At 60.1% G+C, this 5,516-nt stretch carries 3 protein-coding genes; all 3 read right to left on the bottom strand.

What is annotated here, in order from left to right; genetic code table 11:
* A partial coding sequence (locus WBR57_RS04710) for a DUF6531 domain-containing protein (protein ID WP_424082589.1) occupies positions 1–3,034 on the bottom strand: 3,034 nt, incomplete at its 3' end.
* Positions 3,035–3,046: 12 nt separating this feature from the next.
* Entirely contained in the window at positions 3,047–3,481 is a 435-nt protein-coding gene (locus tag WBR57_RS04705; RefSeq protein WP_424082587.1) for a DcrB-related protein, read from the bottom strand.
* Between the two features lie 14 nt (positions 3,482–3,495).
* On the bottom strand, positions 3,496–5,439 hold the full coding sequence (locus tag WBR57_RS04700; protein ID WP_424082585.1) for a type VI secretion system Vgr family protein: 1,944 nt from the start codon (positions 5,437–5,439) through the stop codon (positions 3,496–3,498).
* Between the last annotated feature and the right edge of the window lie 77 nt (positions 5,440–5,516).

Here is a 5,516-nt window from a genome sequence, read left to right as displayed (position 1 = left end):
GGCGGCCGCTGCGGTCGTATTCGCTGCGTGTGGTGATCTGGCCTTGGGTACGCAGGACTTCACGGTGCAGGCGGTCGCGTTCGAAGTCGCAGATGACGCGGCCGTCGAGGTTGATCTGGTGCAGGTGGCCGCTGCCGTAGTAAAGGCGGTTGAGCCAGCGGCCGTCGGGCAACTGCGTCTGGATCAGGTTGCCGAGCTCATCGTAGTGGTAGTTCAGGCTGCCGGCGGCGCTTTGTTCGATGAGTAACTGGCCGCGCGCGTCGTAGGCGAAGGCCAGTGCCTGGGTGGTTTCGTCATTGCCGATGAAGGTGACGGCGGTGAGTTGGTCCAATGGGTCGTAGGCGTATTCGGTGCGACCATCATCGGTTTGTTTCAACAGCAAGCGGCCCACTGCATCTCGTTCGAGTCGATGCACAATTGAAGGCTCAGGTGTCTGCCCGGTGGGCACGTACTCAACGGCGGCTACGTTATCCAGAAGGTCGTAGGCATAACGTCGGGCGCTGCCGTCGAGGTCTTGTTGCTCCACGAGACGGTCGCACGGGTCCCAAATAAAGCGGTAATTCTCACCATTTTCATTGGTCAGGGTTTGGAGGTGCCCGTAGGCGTCGTAGCGGAACTCAATCTGCCGGCCGTGTGCATCTATTCGTTGGCGCACTTGCCCGCGGCGCCCGTATTGGTAGCGGGTGGTGTGACCCGCTGCATCGGTATAACCGATCAACAGACCGCTGGTGTCGCGCAAGTACTGTTCGGTGCGACCGTCCGGCATTTCGGTCTGCAACAGCCGGCCTTGGCCGTCGTGTCGATAACGCTGTCGTTCACCCAAGGCGTCGACGACCACCTGCAAATGGCCCTGGCGGTCGTACTCGAACGCTGTGGGATACCCCGAACAATCGATATGCTGGATTAACTGTCCGGTTTCATTCCACCGCAGGGTTTTGCTTTTCCCCGTGGCATCGATGATTTCCACCACCTGACCAAAGGCGTCGTAGCGATAACGTGTGGCATGCCCCAAGGGGTCGATTTCGCTGACGCAATTGCCCCGCTGGTCGTACTGATATTGCCACGCGTGGCCTGCCGCATCGGTCTCCACCAGCGGCAGCGACCAATGCTCCAGCCACAACGTCGACTCGATACGCCCCAACGGATCCTGAGTGCTGCACAGGTTGCCGGACTCGTCGTAGCCGAACTGCCATTTGCCGCCTTGTGGGTCAGTCGCGCTGAGCAACTGACGCTCCTCATTCCATTCGAATTGCCAAGTCTTTCCCAGGTTGTCGGTGTACTCAGTGATCTGATACTGCGAGTTCCAGCGGCGTGTGCTGAGACGCTGCAAGCCATCAGTAATGCGCGTCACGCCGGCCGGTAGGTCATAGTCGAACAGGTATTCGTCACCCTCATCGGTCCAGTGCCGCACCACGCGCCATTCGCTGCCGTCCACGCAGCCCCATTGGTAGTAACAACGCAGCCCGGTGGGCAGTTGATGCTCGACCATGCGCTGGCCGTTGTCATAGGCGAAGCGGCGTTGCACGTTTGCGTCGGTATCGCGAACTTCGGCCAGGTCGCCGCGAGAATCGTAGCTGTAACTGACAAGGGTTTCCCGGCTGTGATCGGGGTATAGCCGCTCGACTTGCTCCACTCGCGCCGGCCATTGCTGGCTGTAAACAAGTTCGACACGCACATGGTCGAACGTATCTCGTAAGTGGCTCAGCCGACCCTGAGTGTCATAGTCGAGGAAGATTCGGTTGTCGTTGCGATCCCCCAATTGGCTAAGGCGCAGGCGTGAGGCGGTGCCTGGCGTTGGTTCGAATAGCCGATAGAGCCCATCAACGCTTTCAATCAGTAGTTGGCCATTGGTACTGCGCCGTACGCTCAAGCCTTCTCCTGCGCTGAATACGGCACCGCCCAGCGGGATGACACCCATGTCGATCTGTCGCGCTTGCTCATCGGTATAGACCAGCCGTTCCCCACCTTCGGGGTGTACGTCAATCTCGACGCAGACCTCGTAGATCACGCTCCAGCTGGCACCGAACAGACCGTCGCGCCGCTCGTCCCGGCTGCTGTAGTAGCGCTGCCACTCGATAGGGAGCAGGCCGGGCAGGGCGAAGTCCAGATCGTCTTCCCCATCAAGAATTTTCGCGCCGGTGGAGCTGTGTACCGGGTTGGGCGAGCCTGCTACTGCAGAGGTAATGGCATTGGTCACTTGGCTGGTGCCCCACGACACCAGTCCACCAACGACCATGCACGGCAGCTTGCTGAAAAACTTGGAGCCGCCGCCACGCAGCATCAGCAGTGCGGTCACCGCCAGCCCGACACCGGGTGTTTTGCCACTGCGGATCTCGCGTACCACCACGGGGCTTCCGCCAATACGCACGTTGCTGGAGATCATCCCCGACTCGACAATCGAGGCGTCGCAGGTGCTTCGGTCACCGCTGCGGGCGGCCGGCTGACCGTTGATAGTGACCTTGCTGGAGCCTTCGGCAATAAACTGCGGCGGCATCGGGGGATGTTTGGTGCAGATCACAATATCCAGCGGTTTGGGTACTGCGCCTGGTGCAGGGACCGCCACTGTGGGTCGCCACATCTGCGAGAAAAAACCCTTGGCCATGTCAAGGTAGCTGGCTTCTTCGGGACTCCCACCTTCGGCGGGTTGCGAACTGACTGGGCCGATAGTGCCTGCGGCACGTGCAGAGGGTATGCCATTGGTAAAAGTGTTGTGGGAGCCAGTGGCGATTGTTGCCATCACCACCGGCGGGAATAACGCATTGCCTATCCAGTCACAAACTTTTGTCAGTCCCTTGTCCGCCCCCGTCTTGCTCATGCCAATGCCGACGATGATGCCCACTACGGCGCCCAGCACAAAGCAGCCTAGCCCGCCGGTTACGACCGTAATACCGGTGGCGGCCACAATTGCAGCAGTGGCGACGGCCGTAATAGCGATGTTAGCCGCAATTTCCAGCACGCCGCCCAGGATGTCGGCCATCGCCGAGGTGTGCAGCAGACCGTCGCCGAGACGTGCCGCCCAGAGAGCGTCAGACATGGATTAGGGACTTCAAGGCTTGGGATTCAGCTGCAAGGTGCTTTTGATGGTTGACCAATGGGCGCTTTCAGCATCGCCCAGGGGTTGGGCTTTGACATAACTCAGGGCAAGCATCTGCCGAGTGCCGGGTATCACAAGCGCTAACTGGTATTGATGGATACGCTCGGCGCCCTTGCTGAACTGGTTATGTACTTCGATGGCGTCTATATCCTGCGCCGCGCCTACACGAAGCGCCTTGGCCGGTTGGTAGCGCAGGTCCTGTACCTGTTTCTCCAGCTTCGCCAGTTGCTCTTCGAAGTTGCTTTGCAGCGTCTCACCATCACCTAGAAGGCTACGGCTGACGATCAACGACGTACCCAGAGCGGCGAACTTCAGGATATTGATGGAAGCATCTTGAACGTCATCGCTGGGCAGCGTGAATTGCAGTTCATTGAGTTGATAGGTCATGAAACGGAATCTCGTTATTGGCCGGAAGGTGGCTTGGGAAACATGGAATTGACGGCCGCGTCGATTTCACCCTTGACCCCTTGGCCCATGGGTGTGGTACCGCCTTTGCCCCCAATGTTCAAATGCAGATTGCCGCCGGTGTTGATCTCGGAGCTGCCCTCGGAATACACATTGATCTGCACACCAGTGAGATTGATCTGGCCGCTGGCGTTGAGCTCCAGCACGCTTTTGCCGCAAACCAGGCGCAAGTTTTCGCCCACTTCAATCAGGTAGCTCTTGCTGATGGCGTCGGTTTTGCTGAACCCCACCATAAGCATGTCGTCATGCTTGACCGCACGCACGCGGTCATTGCCAATCGTCACCACCTCGTCATGCCCGATACTCTTGTTGCGGTCATGTCCCACCGAATGACTTTCATCCACCTCCACCACGATGTCCTGATTCCGCTCGGCGTGGATATACAGCTGCTCCAACCCCTTCTTGTCCTCCATGCGGATTTCATTGAAGTTGGCCGGCGTGCCGCCCTTGCTCGAGCGGCTTTTCATGCCGCTCTGGGTGGCGTTTTCGGGCAGGTCGTAAGGCACGGTCTGCTCGGCGTTGTAGACGCGCCCGGTGATGATCGGACGGTCGGGGTCACCTTCGAGGAAGCTCACGATGACTTCCTGGCCGATCCGGGGGATCTGCATCGAGCCCCAGTTCTTGCCAGCCCAGGACTGCGACACGCGAATCCAGCACGAGCTGTTTTCGTTGGATTGGTCGTGGCGGTCCCAGTAGAAGTGCACCTTTACGCGGCCGTACTGGTCGGTCCAGATTTCCTCGCCTTTGGGCCCCACCACCAACGCGGTCTGCGGGCCCTTGACGACGGGCCGGTGGGTGCTGGCCAACGGGCGGAAGCTTTGCTGGGCGTCGATGCAGGTCAGGCTGCTGTCGAACTGCGCCGAGCCTGAGCCGCCACCGCTTTCCAGGCTTTCCTGGGTGATGTAGTAGCGGATGCCGACGATCAGGTATTCGCGGTTCTGGTCCTGACGGCTGAAGCCGGTGAGGCTGAACAGATGGCCGGAGCCCAGACCGCGCGCATTGCCGGCGAACTCGATCTGTTCATGCAGGGTTTGCAAGGCTTCGATACGGGTGCGCGCGTAGTGTTCGCCGTCTGCGCTTTGCACGTAGGTGCCGGGGTAGTCGTACAGCGGATAGTCGCCGGCGGTGTGCGGGCGTGGCATCGCCGAGCGCACGTCGAGGCTGGCGCTGGGGCGCTGGAAGTCGTAGTCGTTAAGCTCCAGCGAGCCCGGCTGCACCTCCTGCGCCAGGTGCCAGTTGTGCATGTGGTCGCGTTCGCGCTGCTGCTCGTCCTTGGGGTAGTACGGAACCGACGCGTAGCCCGGCACCGTGGTGTGCGCGCCATAGGCGTCGGCCAACACCAGCACATGGCGGTCCTGCTCATGGCGGAAGAAGTAGTAGATACCTTCCTGTTCCATCAAGCGGCTGACGAAATCGAAGCTGGTCTCGCGGTACTGCACGCAGTATTCCCACTCGCGGTACGGGCGGCTCAGGGCGTCTTCGAAGTCGGAGAAACCCAGGTCACGAAACACCTGCTTGATGATCTGCGGGATGCTCAGGTTCTGGAAAATCCGGCAGTCGGAGGTCCGGCTGAGCAGCCACAGCCACGGGCGCAGCGTCACCTGGTAACTGGCGAACTGGCCCTGGTCGATGTTCTGGCTGCACCGCGCGACAATGCCGTGGAAATGCCGTTCGCCACCGTCCGCCAGTTGCACGCCCACGCTCATCGGCTTGCCGAGCAACTGGTTGAGGTCGATGTTGGCGTCCATGGACGTCAGTTGCAGGTCGTAATTGAACAACCGGCCCAGCTCTTCACCGCCGCCCATTTCATTGAGCAACAGCACATCCGGCCCGAGGGGGCTGGTGATCTTGGCCAGGCGTGAGGCTTGGTTGAATAGCATCGGTTAACCCGTAAATTGCTTAATAACTGGAGGAACCGGCCCCAAATGTGGGAGCGGGCTTGCTCGCGAATGCGGTG

The sequence above is a fragment of the Pseudomonas sp. genome (genome assembly GCF_049590575.1).
Taxonomy (GTDB): Bacteria; Pseudomonadota; Gammaproteobacteria; order Pseudomonadales; family Pseudomonadaceae; genus Aquipseudomonas.
The sequence above is the reverse complement of the archived record's forward strand: the minus strand, read 5'-3'. Positions and strand labels throughout refer to the sequence as shown.